Below are 17218 nucleotides of genomic sequence, written 5' to 3'. Positions count from 1 at the left end.
GGCGGTTCTCTCGTGCTGCGGACAGCTGGAAGGAAGGGGAGCGGCGGTGGTGCGCGCGACTAGCCGGTGGCGGCGGGGGAGGTCTCACCGGGCTGGGAGAAGTCCAGCCGCTGGTGCACGACCTGGATGCTGCCCAGGTTCTTCAGCGGCAGCAGGCTGGACTCCAGCACGGTGCGGGACACGTCCGCGGTGCGCTCCCACTGGCTGGGCGTGAGCACCAGGTCGTAGAGCGCGCCTTCGCGGTCCTCCAGTACGCCGGTGCCAATCCAGAACTTGGCGCGCGAGGACTTCGTGCTGCCAATGCCGATGGTGTTGGTGCCCGGCGACACGAAGATGACGATGCGCTGGCCGCCCATGATGAACTCGGCGGTCTTCTCCACCGTGTAGATGCCGACCACCTCGTACACGGCGCCCCGGAGGATCTTCTCCTCCTTCTGCTCGTGCGTCAGCAGGGTCCAGTCCTCCACGCCCTTCCACTGGATGTTCTGGCGCGCCCAGGTGAGGAACGTGTCCCGCTGCTTCTGCGGGAAGTCGTTGAACCCCATGGCCATCATCTCGTACCGCTCATCCAGCAGGCCGAAGTACTCCTCACGGCTGTAGAAGGCCGCGTCCCGGACGATGGAGAGCTTCACGTTGGACGGCAGGTGTTCGCTGAACGCGTCCAGCAGCGCCTGGAAGGAGCTCACGTAGCGCTCGATGTCCTCCGCGCTGATGTTGTCGTGGCGCTGGGGAAGGAACGTGTACATGAAGAACTGCATGTGCACGCCGGGCGCGTACCCCGCGGCGATCCCACTGAGGTAGTTGAGGATGTGGGAGATGCCGAAGAACTCCGCCCAGTCCACCTCGGGCGAGGACGGCAGCCGCCAGATCTTGTAGCCGCCCATGGGGTGCACCAGCTCGATGGGCTTCTGCTCCTTGAGCGCGGCGTCCACCGTGCGCGTGATGTTCTGCTGCGTGTCCGCGTCCACGGACCACTTGCGGAACTTCTTCGACAGGAGCTGCTTGAGGATGAAGGCCTTGGGGCCTTCGGTGTCCAGCACGGCCTGCTCCTGGGGGGAGAGGGGACGGCGGGCGGACTGCTCGAGCCGCGAGCGCAGGTGCTGCGCGACGCTCTCGGAGAGAGGGCTTTCGACCTTCATGGATGTCACCGCGGGAGGGTTCGTGTCGTCGGAATCGGAAGAAGAAAAATGAGGGAGGGTCGGGGCCCTGGGCTACTCGCCCTCGGGACCGCGCCTGGCAATGGCCCTGGCGCGACGGCGCGCACCCCGGCTCGCGCTGTCCTCGCCGGCGGGCGTGGCGGTCTCCGTCTGCGCGGAGGCCGCGTCCTCCAGGCCCCCCGCCGCGCCGCCCAGCAGCGTGGCCAGGGCGCCCAGCGTGGGGGCTTCGAAGAGCTGCACCACCGCGATCTCCCGCCCCAGGCGCTTCTTGATGCGGGAGACGATCTGGATGGCCATCACGGAGTCACCGCCCAGGTCGAAGAAGTTGTCGCGCAGGCCCACGCGGTCCACCGCGAGGACCTCCTTCAGGATGTCACCCAGCTGCTCCTGCAGCTTCGTTTCGGGGGCCTGGAAGGGGATGGGCAGCTCTGGCCGGGGACGCCGGATGGCCTGGGAGGACGCGTCCGTGCTGGCCTCCGCCTCCACCTCCTCCTCGGCGGCCTTGGAGGGCGACGTGTGGATGAGGCCGCGCGCCAGCAGGGCGTTCAGGTCGCGGGTGGACACCACCACCTGCGGCAGCTCCGCGCTCGCGAGCACGCGCCGCAGCAGGTCCACGCCCTCCTCCGGGGAGATGGCCTCCTGGCGGAGGATCTGCTGGAAGACGTTCTCCGCGGGGGCGGAGGCGGGCGCGGCGGCGGGTGCCCTCACGACCGCGGCGGCGGGCGCGGCGTCGCGGCTCGCCAGGTTCTTGTACATGGCGCCCACGTCGTTGACGCGCTTGAGCGCGAAGCGGGTGATCTCCACCAGCTCCCGGCCCGTGTCGTCCATGATCCGCAGGTCGAACGCCGGGGTCTCGCTGCGGTTGGAGCCCTCGCCGTGCGAGCGCGTGTGCACGTGGATGCGGCGCGTGAAGGGGTGCCGGAAGACGAGGCGCTGGTACGAGTACGGCATGTACGGCACCGCGCCCAGGATGAAGTCGCGCCCCGTGCCGATGGACTTGTCCAAGAGCGACGGGTGCAGCTTCATCACGTCCAGGTCGGAGGCGAACTCGGCCGGCAGCTCCAGGGTGGCCAGCACCTGCTGCTCGCCCCAGCGCACCTGCCGCACGCACTGCCACCGGGGACCGTGGTCCTCGTCGTGCGAGTCGTCGTCGGTGAAGACCTTCACCGTGGGGCAGCCCGCCGTGAGCGCCGCCAGGTCGTGCTGGGGCGCCGGGGTGGAGGCCAGCGGCCGCGCCCGTCCCATGACGTGACGGATGAGGTCCGCGCCCTCCGCGCTCCGGCTGCTGACGTGGAAGCTGAAGCCGTCCGCGCCCTCGTCCGTCAGCTCCAGCCGCGCCACGCGCTGGTCACCCACGCGCACCGACAGCGGGGTGAGGAAGTAGACGTCGGAGATCTCCAGGTCCTGGCGCTCCGTGCGCTGCGCGAACGCGGCGCGCACCATCTCCAGGTAGGTCGTGCCCGCGATGACCGGGTTGCCCAGGATGCGGTGGTCGTCGAGCACCCAGTGCGTGTCGACGCGGAGCACCGTCTCATACACCTCCGTGCCGGGGGCGGAGGGCATCCGCCGCGAAAGCAGGGGGTGTCCCAGCTCCACGGGTGCGCCGCTGATGGCCGCCGCGGGAGTCCGGACCGGCAACGCGGCCTTCGCGCCCGCGGCGTTGGCGAGCATCCCGACGTCGCGCCACGAACACCAGTCCACGGCGACGGTGAAGGTGGAGGACGTGAGGGACTTGTGGTGCGCCCAGGCGTCCAGGAAGGCGTTGGCCGCGACGTAGTCCGCCTGTCCGAAGCCGCCCAGCACGGAGGTGCGGGACGCGCAGTGGATGACGAAGTCGAGCGGCTGGCCCTCCAGGAGCGCATCCAGCACGAGCGTGCCCCGCACCTTGGGGGCGAACACGCGCTGCGCGATCTCATCCGTCTTGAGCTGGAGCGCGCCGCCCGCCGGCACGCCCGCCGCGTGGATGAGGCCATGCACGGCGCCGAAGCGCGCGCGCACGTCGGCCAGGACCTCGGCCATGCGCGCCCGGTCCGTCACGTCCGCGGCGACGGTCATCACCTCGGAGCCGCCGCGCTCCAGGTCGCGGATGGCGCGGATGACGTTCGCGTGGGGGGACTGGGGCTGCGACTCCAGCAGGGCGCTCCAGGTCGCGCGCTCCGGCAGCGGCTGACGTCCCAGCAGCACCAGCCGGGCGCCCCCCGCCATCTTCGCCACGTCCTGCGCGAGCACCAGGCCGATGCCGCCCAGGCCGCCCGTGATCAGGTACACGCCCCCCGGACGCAGCCGGGGCACGCGGCCTTCCGGTGCCTCCAGGCGCACGGACTCGTGCGTGCGCACCCAGCGGTGACGCCCACGCCACGCGGTCACGGCATCCGCCGCGCGCGACTCCACCTCCGCGAGCAGGTGCCCGACGAGCCCCGCCTCCCCGGTGCTGCCAGGGGTGGGCAGGGGCACGTCGATGAGCCGGCACCGCACGTTCGGGTACTCCTGCCCGATGACGAGGCACGGCCCCAGCAGGGTCGCCTTCTCCGGACAGAGCGTCTCCTCACCCGACACGGAGAAGAGCTGGCTTGCCAGCACCTGAAGCTCCACGGGCGTCGTGGCGTAGACGGCGCCCACCGCCTGGGCCAGGTACATCAGGCTGCGGAAGCCCGCCTCCTCCACGCGGGGCAGCACGTCCAGGCGCGAGCCCGCGGAGCGCTGCGGATCCACGCTCCACAGGTGCACGATGCGCGCGGGCGAGCGGCCCTGATCCTTCAGCTCCTGCAACAGCCGCCGGTAGTCACCGGGCGAACGGGGATCCAGCGTGTAGCGGCCCGCGGACGGCGCGGAAGCTCCCGAGCTGCCCCGCTCCACGCGCATCACCGTGTGGCCCCGCTGCTCCAGGCGGGAGGCCAGCAGCTCCCCCAGGCCGAAGGCGTCCACGAAGAGCAGCACGCGCTCGGGCTCGCGCGAGGCCGGCACCGGCGGCGCGGTCCGCTTCCACGAGGGGACGAAGAACCAGTCAGCGGGATCCACCCGGCGCGGAGGCAGCGGCTCCTCCGTCACGGCGCGCGTGGGGGTGCGCGGCGTCGGATCCAGCCAGAGCCGCTGTCGCTCGAAGGGGTACTGCGGCAGCGGGACGCGACGTCGCGACGCTCCCGCGTGCACGCCCTCCCAGTCCACCGGCGCGCCGGACATCCACAGGCGCGCGAGCGCGGCCAGCATCGCCCGAGGCTCCGAGGCCTCCTTCACGTCCTGCGCGAGCGAGCCCAGCACCGTCTGCCGGGGCGACTTCGCGGGGTGCAGCCGGGCGATGTTGAGCCAGGTCCGCCCCGGGCCCACCTCCAGCAGCAGCCGGTCCGGCTCCTGGAACAGCGCTTCGATTCCCGGCGACAGCCGCAGCGTGCGCCGCAACTGCGACGCCCACCACGACGCCTCCGCGACCTCCGTCCCCGTGACCCAGCCGGCGTGGACGCCGGAGAAGAAGGGGATGGTGGGGGCCTGGAAGGAGACGCGGCGCACGGCGGTGCCCAGCTCCGCGCTGATGCCATCCACGTCCGGTGACTGGAGCGCGCGGTCTCCCAGCAGGCGCCGGAAGGCGACGCCGCGCTGCCGCAGCCCCGCCTCCAGCGCCTCGATGCCGGCCTTCGGGCCGGACACCGTGCCCACCGACGGCCGCCCCACCCAGGCCAGGGACAGGCCGTGCGGGGGCAGCAGCGCCGCAAGCTCCTGCTCGGGGAGCATGACCAGCGTCATGGCGCCCTCGGGCAGGCGCTTCACCAACCGGCTGCGCAGCGCCACCAGCGTGACGGCGTCCGCGAAGGACACCACGCCCGCGACGCACGCGGCGGTGTACTCGCCAATGCCCTCGCCCAGCACCGCGCGCGGCTGCACGCCCCAGGCCTTCCACGTCGCCGCCAGCGCGTACTCCACCGCGAAGAGCGCGGGCTCGGCCACGTGCGTATGGGACAGGGCCTCCGCGGCCGCGGCCTCGGCGCCTGGACGGGGAAAGAGCAGGGGACGCAGGTCCATGCCCAGCGCCGTGTCCAGCGCCTTGAGGCTGGTGTCCAGGTGCTCGCGGAAGACGGGCAGCGCTTCGGCCAGCTCGCGCGCCATTCCCGGGTGCTGACTGCCGACGCCGGGGAAGAGGAACGCGACGGAGCGCGCATGGCCCTCCACCTTGCCCGTCCAGGTGCGCTCCGGAGGCAGGCGCTCCAAGGTCTCCACCGCGTCCGCCACCGAGCGGCAGGTGAGGGCGCGCCGCACCTCGAAGGGCCTGCGCCCCTGCTGGAGCGTGAAGGCCACGTCCGCCAGGTCCAGCTCCGGGTGCGCTTCCAGGTGCCGCCGCAGCTCGTCCGTCCGGGCCTCCAGCGCGCTCGCGGTGCGCGCCGACAGCACCAGCGTGTGCCAGCCGTCGGAGGCACGCGCGGCCTGCACGGGCGGCGCCTCCTCCAGCACCAGGTGCACGTTGGTGCCTCCGATGCCGAACGAGCTCACGCCCGCGCGCCGGGGATGCGTGGCCGGCCGGGCCCAGTCGCTCAGGCGCGCGTTGACGTAGAAGGGGCTCTTCTGCAGGTCGATGGCCGGGTTGGGCGACTCGAAGTGCAGGGTGGGCGGAAGCTGCTGGTGCTTCAGGCAGAGCACCGTCTTGATGAGCCCCGCGATGCCCGCCGCCGTGTCCAGGTGGCCGATGTTGCTCTTCACCGACCCGAGCGCGCAGAACTGCCGCCGCTGCGTCTTCGCCCCGAAGGCCTGGGTGAGGGCCTCCACCTCTATCGGGTCCCCCAGCACGGTGCCGGTGCCGTGACACTCCACGTACCCCACCGTCTCCGGGGGCACGCCCGCCACCGCCAGGGCCATGCTGATGGCGCGGCGCTGGCCTTCGGGGGAGGGCGCCGTGTAGCCGATCTTCGACGCGCCGTCGTTGTTGGCCGCCGAGCCCCGGATGACGGCATGGATGGTGTCGCCCGCGGCGATGGCGTCCTCCAGGCGCTTGAGGACGACGGCGCCGGCGCCGCTGCCGAAGACGGTGCCCTTGGCCTGGGCATCGAAGGGGCGGCAGTGTCCGTCCGGAGAGGCCACGCCGCCCTCCTGGAACAGGTAGCCCATGGTCTGCGGCACGCGCACCGCGACGCCGCCCGCCAGGGCCATGTCCGTCTGGTACGAGAGCAGCGCCTGACACGCCAGGTGCACCGCGGACAGGGCGGTGGAGCAGGTGCTCTGCACGGTGAAGGCGGGGCCGCGCAGGTTGAGCTTGTAGGCCGTCAGCGTGGCCAGGTGGTCGCCCCGGTTGGCGATGGCCGCCTGGAGCAGGCCGTGGGACTCGATGAGCTGCCGATTGCCGGCCAGGTTCTCCAGCAGGTACGTGTTGATGCTGAGCCCGCCGAAGACGCCGATGTCACCGGAGAACCGCTCCGCGTCGTAGCCCGCGTGCTCCAGGGCGTGCCACGCCACCTCCAGGAACACGCGCTGCTGCGGGTCGGTGATCTGCGCCACGCCGGGGTTCATCCCGAAGAAGCCGGCGTCGAACAGCTCCACGCCCTCCAGGGCCGCGTTGGCCCGCACGTAGGCGGGGTCCGCCAGCAGCTCCGGGGACACGCCCGCGTCCAGCAGCTCCGCCTCCGAATAGAAGCGGATGGACTCCACGCCGTCGCGGAGGTTCTTCCAGAACGCGTCCACATCCGAAGCGCCGGGAAAACGGCCCGCCATGCCGACGACGGCAATGCCCTCCAGCCCTTCCTGTCCACCGGTGCCGCTCATGTGTCACCCCTGCCCTTGCTGCGGTCCTTCTGACGCTTCATGGCTTCCACCCGTTTCCGGGCGGCTTCGTCCACGTCCTCGGTCGTCTCGCGCGCGGGCGCCCGGCCCGCCTCCAGGAACGCGACGAGCGAGGCCACCGTGGGATGGCGGAAGAGATCCAGCATGGACAGGGGCGTCTCCAGCACCTTGCCCAGGCGGTTGTGCGCCTGCACGAGCAGCAGCGAGTGCCCGCCCAGGTCGAAGAAGGCGTCGTGGATGCCCACCTTCTCCAGCTTCAGCACCTCCGCGAACACGGCCGCGATGCGGCGCTCCAGCTCGTTGCGCGGCTCCACGTAGGCGGCGCGCGCGCTGGACGCCACCGCCTCCGGCGCGGGCAGGGCCTTGCGGTCCACCTTGCCGGTGAGGGTGAGCGGCAGCGCATCCAGGAAGACGACATGGCGGGGCAGCATGAACTCCGGCAGCACCTGCCGCAGGTGCGTGCGCACCACGTCGTCGGTGAGCGGGGTCGCCACCGTCCTCGCGTCCAGCGCGGCGGAGGCCGACGCCGCCACCACCGCTCCGCCTTCGCGCCAGGCGTAGAGGTTGTGCCGGTCCGTGCCTTCCAGGAGCGGATCCTGATCCACCCGCACGCGGAAGCCCTTCGCCTCCAGCAGCGCGGTGATGCGTTGGGCCCGGCCCTCGCTCGCGTGGCCCCGGGCGTCGTGCACCTCCATCACCACCTGCTGGATGGCCGGCCAGTGCTCCGCGTCGATGCCCTCCAGCACGTCCAGCTCCGCGCGTTGTACGTCCACCTTCAACAGGTCGACGTGGCGGATGCCCTCCTCGCGCATCACGTCGGACAGGCGGCGCAGGCGCGCCGTGTGGCGCTCCTCGGCGAAGCGGCCCTCCAGCAGCTCGTCCGCGTTGGTCAGCAGCGTGTCCGCGGCCGAGTCCCCCGCGGTGCGCTGGTTGCGGAGGAACGTCTTGATGACGCTCACCTCGTCCTCGGGGTTCGCGTACTCGGACTGGCCGGACATCATCGTGTAGCGGCTGTAGTACGTGAACGTCGCGGAGTGCTCGTGGTTGGACAGCCCCACCGGGAACACCTTCACCCGGGGGCCGTACAGCTCGCAGTTCGCGGCGGCCGTCTCGTACAGGGGCGCGAGCGGCTCGAAGGCATACACCTGGCAGTCCGGCGCGTTCAGGCTGGCGAACAGCGAGAACATGCCGATGTTCGCCCCGACGTCCAGGATGACGCCCCGTGCCGGGAGCTGGACGCCGTGGCGGATGTACAGCCGCTCGTGGAACAGCTCGCGGTAGAGGTAGTCCGTCTCGTTCTTGTTCTGGTGGAGGACGGCCATGCCGTTGGGCAGCGCGTACCGGGCGCGCGAGTCCAGCCGGGACCCATGGCGGCGCTTGGGGACCACGTAGGCCACCAGCTGCTGCTCACCCTGCGCATCGGGGCGGGCGACGACGGCGGCGTGCTTCACCGACGCGTGGCTCCCCAGGGCCTGCTCAATCTCCTCCAGCTCGATGCGGAAGCCGCGCACCTTCACCTGGAAGTCCGCGCGGCCCATGAAGGCGAGCTGCCCCTGCTCGTTGAAGCGCATCACGTCCCCGCTGCGGTACATCCGCGCGCCAGGGACGCCGCTGAACGGGTCGGGCAGGAAGCGCTCCGCGGTCAGGTCCGGCCGGCCGTGATAGCCCCGCGCCACGCCGTCCCCGCCGATGAACAGCTCACCGGGGACGCCCACGGGAACGGGCCGTCCGTCCGCGTCCAGCAGGTACACGCGCACGTTGGCCAGCGGTCCACCGATGGTGGGCTCGGGCGCCTGGGCCGTGACGGCCACCGCCGTGGTGTCCACCGTGCACTCGGTGGGGCCGTAGAGGTTGAACGCACCGCGCCCCTCCTGGGCGAGGCGCTTCCAGAGGTCCGGGGTGATGGCCTCGCCTCCCAGCAGCAACACCGGCAGCTGGGCCAGGCTCACGCCGTCCTCGTTCTCCAGCAGCAGCCTCAGTTGCGTGGGCGTGAGGTCCAGCACGTCCAGCGGGCTCTCGCGCAGCGAGGCCGCCAGCGCCTTGCCGTCCAGCCGGATGCGGTCGGTGAGCACGTGGAGCGTGTGGCCCTGGCACACCTGGATGAGCTGCTTCACGGAGGCGTCGAAGGCCAGGGACGCGTTGAGGCCCACCGCGAGCCGGGGCCCGCGTCCGCGATAGACGGCCTGTTCGAGCGCCGCGCCCAGGTTGGCGAGCCCCCGGTGGCGCACCATCACGCCCTTGGGCTGGCCGCTGGAGCCGGACGTGTAGAGCACGTAGGCGACGTGCTCCGGATCCAGGGGCAGCGAAGGATCCGCGTCGCTACGCGCGGCGAGCTGCGCGGCGTCCGCGTCCAGGCGCACCCGGGCGCCGGTGAAGCCCTCCAGGCGCCCCTCCAGCTCCGCCGTGGTGACGGCGACGGACGCGCGCGTGTTCTCCAGGATGAAGACCAGCCGCTTCGCCGGCAGCTCCGCGTCGAGCGGCACGTAGGCCGCGCCCGCCTTCAGGATGCCCAGCAGGGCGACGATGGCGTCCACCGACCGGGGCATGCACAGGCCCACGGCGTCCCCCGTCGCGACGCCCATCGAGCGCAGGTGCGCGGCGAGCTGGTTCGCGCGCCGGTTCGCCTCGCGGAACGTCAACCGCACGCCCTCGCAGACCAGGGCGATGGCGTCCGGCTGGGAGGCCGCCACGGTGGCGAAGTGCTCGTGGACGCAGCCGCCCTCCACGTTCAACGCGGTGGCGTTCCAGCCGTGCACCACGCGGCGCTCCTCCTCCGCGTCCAGCAGGCGCAGCGTCCCCAGGCGCGCTTCGGGGTGCGCGAGCAGCTCGCCCAGGAAGACGCGGTAGGCCTGGAGGAAGCGGCGCATGTCCGCCTCCTCGAAGCGGCCCGCGTCGTACTCCAGGCGCAGCGCGAGGCGGCGGCCGTCGTCCGTGACGGCGAGCATCAGGCCCGCCACGTCCTCGTGTGCCTCCAGCCGCTCCAGGTGGAAGCGCGTGCCCGCGTGCTCCTCGTCGGGCCAGGAGACGAAGCGGAACGCGCACGGGGCCTGCGAGGCGGACGGCACCAGCGAGGGGTAGGCGTCCGCGTCGAAGGCGATGGCGTGCTTGCGGTGGGCCGCGTGCGTCTGGCGCAGCCGCTCCAGCAGATCCGCCAGCCGGTAGTCGGAGGGGATCGTCGTCACCACCGGCAGCGAGCGGGCGAAGGTGCCCAGCGCGCCTTCAAGCTGTTCGTACGCACGGCCATCCACCCGGAGCGTGGACACCACCGGCCCGCGTCCCGTCAGCCGCCACAGGAGCCCCTGGAACGCGGCGTGCGCGAGCGTGTCCAGCTCCACGCTGAAGCGGTCCGCCAGCGCGCGCAGCGGCCCGGTGTCCGCCACCTCCGCCTCCATCACCTGGAAGGACGTTGGGGCCCGGGCGCCTTCCTTGCGCTCGTAGGGCAGGGTCGTGGGCGCGGGGAGGGACTCCGCCAGCTGGCGCCAGTACGCGGCGGCCTCGGCCTTGTCCTCGCCCGCGAGGAACTCGCGCTGCCAGTCCGCGTAGTCGATGTACTGGAGCGGTTCGTCCGGGCCCGGGTCGCCCGCGTAGGCGCGCCCCAGCGCGGTCGTCAGGTCGCGCAGCGCGAACGGATCCATACACAGCGCCGGCAGCTCCAGCCAGAGCCGGTGACGCTGGGCGTCCTCCGAGTGCACCGTGCAGCGCAGCGGGCCTGCCTCCGGGGCCTGGGCCACGGGCTCCTGGGGAGGGACACCCCGGTGGAGTCCGACGGACAGCTCCGCCACGGCCTGGAGCGGCGTGCTCATGCCGGCCAGCCGCGACAGGCGCGTGCGCAGGACTTCATAGCGCTGGCCCGTGTCGGCCAGGGCCCGCTCGAGCGCGTCCACGCGCAGGGGACCCGTGAGGGAGAGCTCCGCGCGCACCCGCTGCGTGCCGGCCGGGCCGCCGGTGGCCCAGAGGCGCCGCTGCTCGGCGGAGAGGGGGTAGCCCTCGATCTCGTCGATGCTCATCGTCGTGTTGCTCCTGCGTACGGAAGGAAGAAGGGAAGGGGAGGACGGGGCGGCGCGCTGCTCAGCCCGGGCCCGGGCTCACGTACAGCTCGGCCATGGCGACCAGGATGGAGCGCTCGCCCTCGAAGGGGTCGCGTCCGTGGACCGCGAGGAAGTTGTCCACCATGAGGACGTCGCCCTTCTGCCAGGGGAAGCGCACGGTGGCGTCGGCGTAGACGCCGCGGATGCGCTCCAGGACTTCGGGCTCCAGCGGGCTGCCGTCGCCATAGAAGGCGTTGCGCGGCATCTCGTCCGGACGGAACTGGGCCCGCAGCGCTTCTCTCACCGACGCAGACAGGTTCGTCTCATGGAAGATGGGCGCGTGGTTGAACCACAGCGCTTCGCCGGTGCGCGGGTGGGTGGCCATCACCTGCCTCACCGCGCGCGTGCGCAGCCGGTCGCCGTCGCGCCACTCGCAGGTCATGCCGCAGCTCTGGCAGTAGCGCTCCACCTCCGCGCGCTCCTGCGTCTGGAACGCCTCCTGCCACGACAGGTCCACGCCCTCGCCGTAGTTGCGGACGTACATGACCTTCTTCTCCAGGAAGCGCTGACGGATGTCCTCCGGGATGCGCGCGGTGACAAGGCGCTCCGGCGCGAGCGGCGTGGCGCCGCCCACCGGCGAGGGCACGTCGCAGTAGAACCACAGCCGGGAGGGCCAGTTGTGGGAGTAGGACATCTCGTGGTGCAGCGGGATGGACTGGTCCGCGGCGAACTCGGTGGAGGTGTAGACGTTGGGCGCCACCTGCGTGCGGGGCGCGGCGCGCTCCACGTAGTCCAGCAGCTCGCTGCTGAGCGCCCCCACGAAGGCGCGGAAGGCGAAGGCATCCGGCACGCGGAAGCCGCGGAACAGCAGGGCGCCGGACTCCTGAAGCTTCGCGTCGATCCACTCGCGGTGGTTCGCGGCCCAGTCCGCCGGATCCAGGTCCTCCAGCGTGGGCTCCACGACGAGCGGGAAGCCCTCGGCGTCAGGGAGGCTGCCCACCTTCACCAGCGACGTGGTGGACAGCTTCATGGGCGCGCGGCGGCGCGAAGGGATGCCGGGGCCAGCGATGTCGGGTTTGCGCGTCATGTGTTCTCTCGGGTGCGCGGGGCGTCAGGCGGGGAGCGGCCCGTCGAAGACCACGTCCGCCCAGCGGCGGGGGTCCGCCATGGCGACCACGACCTTGCGCTCGCCCTTGAAGGGCTGGCGACCGTGTCCCATGAGCATGTTGTCCAGCAGCAGCACGTCCCCCACCTGCCACGGCACCGCCACGCGGGCGCGCAGGTAGGCGGCGCGCAGCAGCTCCAGGACCTCCGGCTCGATGGGAGCGCCGTCGCCGTAGAAGGTGTTGTTGGGCATCTCCTCCTCGGCGTAGAGCGAGCGCAGGTGGGCGACGAGGGGCGCGGGCAGGGTGCTGACGTGGAAGAACGTGGCGTGGTTGAACCAGGCCAGCTCACCGGTGGTCGGATGGCGGGCCACGCACGGGCGCCGCTGGCTGGTGCGCAGCCGGCCCTGGCCCAGCCACTGGAAGTCGATCTGGCTGTCGCGGCAGTACTGCTCCACCTCCGCGCGCTCCGTCGTCTGGAAGGCCTCCTGCCACGACAGGCCCAGCCCGTCACCGAAGTTGCGCACGTAGCGGTAGCCGCGCGCCACGAAGCGCTCCACCACGTCGCGCGGCAGCTCGCGCAGGATGCGGCGGGTGCTGGTGATGGGCGTGGCGCCGGCTTCGGTGGGCGCCGTCACGCAGTGGAAGTAGATCTTCTGCGGGAACGTCAGGTTGTAGGACTGCTCCGTGTGCGGAAAGATCTCCTGGTCGGACGGGTGCGACGTCGACGTGTAGATCTGATCCTTCACGACCTCGCGCGGCGACGAGCGCTCCGTGTAGGGCAGGGGCGCGCCGGACGTCGCCCGCACGAAGTCCGCGAAGCCGTCCACGCCGCCCATGCGGAAGCCGCGCAACATCAGCCCGCCCACCCGGGCCAGCTCCTCCTCCAGGTACGCGCGGTTTTCGCCCGCCCACTGCACCAGCTCCAGCCCCTCCACGCGGGGTTCGAGGATGAGCGGACAGTCCTCGCCTTCGGGGAGCCGCGTCGTCACCAGCTCCGTGCGCGACAGCTTCACGGGGCGGCGTGAGCGCGCCCCCAGTCCAGACAGGGCGTCCTTCATGAGGTGGGGTCTCCTGACGTGCCGGGTGGAGGGGTGCCGCCGTCCGAGCCAGCGCCACGGCGCCGCCGGGTGCCCAGCCGGCCCAGGGCGCCCTGGAGCTGGGGTGTCGCGTCGTCGTCGGAGTCCAGGGCCAGCGCCGCCAGCCGCGTGTCCGGGCGCGCCAGCGAGTCCTCCAGCAGGCGCACGAAGCGGCGGTGCAGCCGCTCCACGCTGGACGCGTCGAACAGGCGCGTGGCGTAGGTCCAGTGACAGCGCAGCCCTTCGGGCGTCTCCGATGCCCACAGCGTGAGATCCAACCGGGACACGCCGGAGTCGAACAGCAGCGGCTCCACCTCCAGGCCGGGCAGCGACACGCGCTCGCGCGGCTGGTTCTGGGTGCCGAACGCGGCGCGGAACAGCGGAGGCCGGCCTCGCCCCAACTGCTCGTAGGGGAGCTCGGCGTGGGCGGCGGCGCCCAGCGAGCGCTCCTTCACGCGGTGCAGCACCTCGCTGAACGGGGGATCGCCGCCCAGCGGCGTGCGCAGCACCAGCATGTTGACGAAGTTGCCGATGACGCGCTCGGTGCCCGGGGCGGCGCGGCCCAGGTCCGCGACGCCCACCGGGACGTCCTCCTGCCCGGTGGTGCGCGCGAGCAGCGTCTGGAAGACCGCGAGCATCCACATGAACGGCGTCACGCCCTGCCGGGCGCAGCCCTCCCGCAGGCTCGCCGCCAGCTCAGGTGACAGCCGCGTGCTCAGCGTGCCGCCGCGCGCATCCGGCGGGCCTCCGGGCTCACGGTCCGTGGGCAGCTTCAGCGCGGTGGGGAGTCCCGCCACCTCCGCGCGCCACCAGTCGAGCAACGACTCCAGGTGCGCGCCCGTCAGCCGCTGGCGCTGCCACACCGCGAAGTCCGCGTACTGGTAGGGCAGCGCGGGCAGGGTGGGCGTCACGCCCGCCTGGAAGGCGGAGTACAGGGCCGTGAGCTCCTGGATGATCAGGCGCATGGACCAGCCGTCCGCGACGATGTGGTGCACGGTGAAGAGCAGCGCGTGCCGCGCATCCTCCAGCCACAGCAGCCGGGCCCTCAGCAGGGGGCCGTGCTGGAGCGCGAACGGAGCCCTCGCCTCCGACAGCGCCACCTCCTGGAGGCGGGCCTCGCGGGCCTCCGGGGCGAGCGCGCGCAGATCCTCCACCGGGATCGCCAGGGGCGCGGCGGGCAGGATGCGCTGCACCGGGCGCCCATCCACTTCGGGGAAGCAGGTCCGCAGGGCCTCGTGGCGGCGGGTGATCTCCAGCAGGGCCGCCTCCAGCCACTCCGTCCGCAGCGTCCCCCGCAGGCTCAGGGCCGAGGAGATGTTGTACCCGCCGCCGCTCGGGTCCAGCCGCGAGGCGAGCCACAGCTCCTCCTGCGGAAACGACAGCGGCAGCGTCCCCTCGCGAGGCACCGGGCCAGGCCGGAGCGCCAGGCCCGGCCCGGAGTCGAGCGCGCCCTGACAGCGCCGCGTCAGCTCCGTGAGCGTGATGCTCCCCAGCAGCTCGGGCAGCGGAATGGACAGGCCGAGCGCCGACTCGATGTCGGCCCGCAGCTCCACCGACGCCAGCGAGTCCAGGCCCAATTGCACGAGCGGGGCCTCGCGGTCCACGCTGCCCGGGGCCACGCGCAGTGCCACCGACGCGCGCGCCAGGAGCCAGTCCGCGATCCGCGCGTCGCGCATGTCCGACGTCAGGGCGCGCAACGCGTCCAGCGGCGGCAGCTCCGGGACGGCTGAAGGCGCCCCGTCGTGCGCAACGGAGGCGTCGAGGGCCACCACCTGGAGCTGGCCCTCCAGCCAGGCCGCCCGGGTGGCGCGGCGCTGCACCTTGCCGCTCGACGTCTTGGGCAGGCTGCCGGGCTCGATGAACACCACCTCGTCCATGTGGACGCCGTGCTCCCGCACCACGGCCTCGCGCAGGCCGCGCGCGCACTCCGTGGCGTCGAACGCCTTGCGCGTGTCCACCTCCTGCACCAGCACCAGCCGCTCCGCGCCGTGGGCCTGCACGCCGAACGCCGCGGAGCATCCGGGCCGCAGCGCCGGGTGGCTGGCGACGGCGGTCCGCTCCAGGTCGTGGGGATGGTGGTTGCGGCCCCGGACGATGATCAGGTCCTTGAGGCGCCCGCTGACGAACAGCTCGCCTTCGCGCAGGAAGCCCAGGTCGCCGGTGCGCAGGTAGGGGCCTTCGGCGGGCGCATCCGCGCGCCGCGCCTGGAAGCTCTCCGCCGTCTCCTCGGGGCGGTTCCAGTAGCCCTGGGCGACGGAGGGCCCGCGCAGCCACACCTCCCCGACCTTGCCTTCGGGCAGGGGCAGCCGCCGCGTGGGATCCACGATGAGCAGCTCTTGATCCGGCAGGCGCACGCCACAGCCCACCAGTTGGAGCGCGCCCGGCTCCGTGGCGGCGACGGGCACGGCCTCGTTGTCCGCCAGCGCGTCCTTGCGGAAGGCGCTGAGCTGGGGCAGCGCCGCTCCCTTGCCGGAGGCGATGAGCGTGCCCTCCGCCAGTCCGTAGCAGGGATACATCGCCTGGGGGCGGAAGCCGGCGGGCGCGAAGGTGTCGCGGAAGCGCTCCAGCGTGGCGGGGTGGATGGGCTCCGCGCCATTGAACGCGAGCCGCCAGGAGCCCAGATCCAACGCCGCCACCTGCTCCGGGGTCGCCTTCCGGACGCACAGCTCATAGGCGAAGTTGGGGCCGCCGCTGGTGGTGGCGCGGTAGCGGGACACCGCCTGCAACCAGCGCAGCGGGCGCGCCAGGAAGTCCATGGGCGACATCAGCACGACGGGGAAGCCCACGAAGAGCGGCTGGAGGATGCCGCCGATGAGGCCCATGTCGTGGTACGGCGGCAGCCAGATGACGCCCACGCTGTCCGCGTCGTGCTGGAAGCACCGCTGGATGGCCTGGGAGTTGTGGAGCAGGTTGGCGTGGGTGAGCACCACGCCGCGCGGCGAGCCGGTGGAGCCGGACGTGTATTGGAGGAACGCCACCGTGTCCGGCGTCGTGTCCGGCGCCTTCCACGCGCCCGCGTGTCCCGGGGCCGCGTCCTCGATGGCCAGCCACGAGGCCCGCGCGAGTGCCCCGGACTGTTCGAACAGCCCCTGGGCCATGTCGCGGATGAAGGAGGGGGCCAGGACGAAGCGGACCTGCGCATCCGCGGTCAACGCCTCCAGTCGGGGCAGGGTGCGCGCCAGCCGGGTGGGATCCGGCGGGTAGGCGGGGACGGCGACCGCCCCCGCCTGGAGACATCCCAGGAAGGCCACCAGATAATCCAGCCCCGGCGGAAACAGCAGGAGCACGCGCTCGCCCCGCGCCCCGGCCTCCTGGAGCAGGCCGCCCACCTCCAACGTGCGCCGCTGCAGCTCCGCGTAGGTGAGGCTCCCGCCCTCGCTCTCTCCGTCATCCAGGAAGACGAAGGCCCGCGCTTCGGGCGTTGATGCAGCGCGCAAGGCCATGATTTGAAGAAAGTTCATAGAGCTGGGTTTTGAGCGGCCGTCCTGTGAACCATTATTAAAATGTTCTCGCCCTGGATGGAAACCGAAGTCAGAAAAAACCCAGGTTTCTCACCGCCTGAGCGGGTATCAGGCGAGCATCAGTGGAGCGGTTTGTTTCAGGCCGGAAGGGAGCACGGGATGTCGTTCATGGTGTTGGTCCAGCAGTCAGGAGCCCGGGCGCGCACGGACGGGGAGCGCCGCGTCGCCGCCGAGCGGATGGCGCGCATGCAGCGCTATGGCGCGGACCTCAAGGCGCGAGGCCTGCTCCTGGCCAGCGACTCGCTGCGCTCCGACGAGGAGGGCGTCCGCATCCAGGTGCGCGACGGCAAGCGCACCTTCAGCGACGGCCCCTTCACCGAATCGAAGGAGATCGTCGGGGGCTTCTTCCTCATCGACGTCCACACGCGGGAAGAGGCGCTCGCCATCGCCAGCGAGTGTCCCGCCGCGGAGTGGACCATCGTCGAGGTGCGTCAGAGCGGACCCTGTTTCGACGATTGAGCCCTGCGACGAGGTGAGCAGGCATTGCGACGCGTCGGGCGCGATACCGAGCGGTGTATTAACGTGTTTAGCCCGCCAGAATTGCTAGTCCGGTCTCGTTGCTGATACGCC

At 72.0% G+C, this 17218-nt stretch carries 7 protein-coding genes; 1 reads left to right on the top strand and 6 read right to left on the bottom strand.

Annotated elements, in window-relative coordinates; genetic code table 11:
• Nucleotides 1-59 precede the first annotated feature (59 nt).
• From OV207_RS36815 to OV207_RS36790, 6 genes are all read right to left on the bottom strand, one after another.
• Nucleotides 60-1139 (bottom strand): hypothetical protein, encoded by a 1080-nt coding sequence (locus OV207_RS36815; RefSeq protein WP_267559747.1) that lies wholly within the window; start codon nt 1137-1139, stop codon nt 60-62.
• 72 nt (nt 1140-1211) lie between these two features.
• The gene (locus OV207_RS36810; protein WP_267559746.1) at nt 1212-6899 is read right to left on the bottom strand and encodes an SDR family NAD(P)-dependent oxidoreductase; all 5688 of its coding nucleotides are present in this window, start codon (nt 6897-6899) and stop codon (nt 1212-1214) included.
• Nucleotides 6896-10924, bottom strand: coding sequence for a non-ribosomal peptide synthetase (locus tag OV207_RS36805; RefSeq protein ID WP_267559745.1), 4029 nt, complete (start codon nt 10922-10924; stop codon nt 6896-6898). Before OV207_RS36805 ends, OV207_RS36810 begins: the two co-directional genes overlap by 4 nt.
• A 61-nt stretch (nt 10925-10985) precedes the next feature.
• Nucleotides 10986-12032 carry a TauD/TfdA family dioxygenase gene (locus OV207_RS36800; RefSeq protein ID WP_267559744.1) on the bottom strand — a complete coding sequence of 349 codons (1047 nt, stop codon included), beginning with the start codon at nt 12030-12032 and terminating at the stop codon, nt 10986-10988.
• A 24-nt stretch (nt 12033-12056) separates the two neighbouring features.
• On the bottom strand, nt 12057-13109 hold the full coding sequence (locus OV207_RS36795) for a TauD/TfdA family dioxygenase (RefSeq protein ID WP_267559743.1): 1053 nt from the start codon (nt 13107-13109) through the stop codon (nt 12057-12059).
• Nucleotides 13106-16570: a condensation domain-containing protein gene (locus tag OV207_RS36790; protein ID WP_267559742.1), complete on the bottom strand. Its 3465-nt coding sequence runs from the start codon at nt 16568-16570 to the stop codon at nt 13106-13108. The genes OV207_RS36795 and OV207_RS36790 overlap by 4 nt, the downstream gene beginning before the upstream one ends.
• Before the next feature lie 177 nt (nt 16571-16747).
• Between OV207_RS36790 and OV207_RS36785 the strand changes: the two genes are divergently transcribed.
• Nucleotides 16748-17107, top strand: a complete 360-nt coding sequence (locus tag OV207_RS36785; protein WP_267559741.1) for a YciI family protein — start codon at nt 16748-16750, stop codon at nt 17105-17107.
• The last annotated feature ends 111 nt before the right edge of the window (nt 17108-17218 follow it).

The organism is Corallococcus sp. BB11-1 (assembly GCF_026626625.1).
Lineage (GTDB): Bacteria > Myxococcota > Myxococcia > Myxococcales > Myxococcaceae > Corallococcus > Corallococcus soli.
Note: the sequence above shows the minus strand (reverse complement) of the source record. Positions and strands in the feature narration are given on the sequence as shown.

Bases quoted from the DNA above. Each gene is read 5' to 3' on its own strand.
- OV207_RS36800 (WP_267559744.1), bottom strand. From the start codon at position 12,032: ATGACGCGCAAACCCGACATCGCTGGCCCCGGCATCCCTTCGCGCCGC.
- OV207_RS36810 (WP_267559746.1), bottom strand. From the start codon at position 6,899: ATGAGCGGCACCGGTGGACAGGAAGGGCTGGAGGGCATTGCCGTCGTC.
- OV207_RS36795 (WP_267559743.1), bottom strand. From the start codon at position 13,109: ATGAAGGACGCCCTGTCTGGACTGGGGGCGCGCTCACGCCGCCCCGTG.
- OV207_RS36790 (WP_267559742.1), bottom strand. From the start codon at position 16,570: ATGGCCTTGCGCGCTGCATCAACGCCCGAAGCGCGGGCCTTCGTCTTC.
- OV207_RS36815 (WP_267559747.1), bottom strand. From the start codon at position 1,139: ATGAAGGTCGAAAGCCCTCTCTCCGAGAGCGTCGCGCAGCACCTGCGC.
- OV207_RS36805 (WP_267559745.1), bottom strand. From the start codon at position 10,924: ATGAGCATCGACGAGATCGAGGGCTACCCCCTCTCCGCCGAGCAGCGG.
- OV207_RS36785 (WP_267559741.1), top strand. From the start codon at position 16,748: ATGTCGTTCATGGTGTTGGTCCAGCAGTCAGGAGCCCGGGCGCGCACG.